A 755-nucleotide genomic window follows, 5' to 3' on the forward strand; every position below is an offset into this window, starting at 1 on the left:
CTCGTTTGAGTTTCCTTTCTAATGAGCAGTTACCCGTCATACTCTTCTTATTGTGCCTCCAGCCAAAATCGAACTTGGCTTCCGTCTTCAGTTTGGTTTTGATGCGTAATATGAATGACCTGTCCAAAGTGTGCAGCACAGCCTTTGAGCAACCCCAAACAAACATGCGCCATACACCTTGCACTATGGTAGTCGAACACCAGTTCTGACTGTGTTTCGCTGATAAAATCGAACTTAGGCGGATTGGCGTCTGGGTAAAGTTTTTTAACTTCTACATGAATAAAGCTTTCTACATGTCGAACAAATTGAAAGGTATTGTCGCACTGCTGCAAGCTTGCATGATTGGGAATGGAGCGTAGCAGGTTCAAAAATACGCTTTCACCAAACACTTCTTGTAACTGCTCTGGGGGAATATCAGAAACTTTGCTGAGATTGACGATCAGTTTGACTAAGTCTCGGTGATCATAACTGCCGACAGAGGTATATACCCCTTCGTCATCGGAAAGTTCGAGCACTTGGTCAAGCACTTCAAGTCCAAATTTGCTTTCCACTAACTCCATGAACTCGGTAAAGATTATCCCTTTCATTGGCAAACACCAACCTCATTGCAACGCCTTAAAAATAAGAATGGTGTATAACCCTATAAGTTTCAAATCAATATGCTTCAGCAGAATGAGACACAAAGCACAAAGCACAAAGCAAAAGGTTGCCTAGATGTGAAGCGATTTTCCTTTAACATTTGAGCTTACTGTTTT

At 41.9% G+C, this 755-nt stretch carries 1 protein-coding gene; it reads right to left on the bottom strand.

Going from position 1 to position 755, the window contains the following annotated elements:
• Positions 1 to 47: 47 nt before the first annotated feature.
• Positions 48 to 587: a heme NO-binding domain-containing protein gene (locus R7Z49_RS24605; protein WP_318112317.1), complete on the bottom strand. Its 540-nt coding sequence runs from the start codon at positions 585 to 587 to the stop codon at positions 48 to 50.
• Positions 588 to 755: the final 168 nt, after the last annotated feature.

Source organism: Vibrio sp. 1562 (assembly GCF_033340155.1).
Lineage (GTDB): Bacteria > Pseudomonadota > Gammaproteobacteria > Enterobacterales > Vibrionaceae > Vibrio > Vibrio alginolyticus.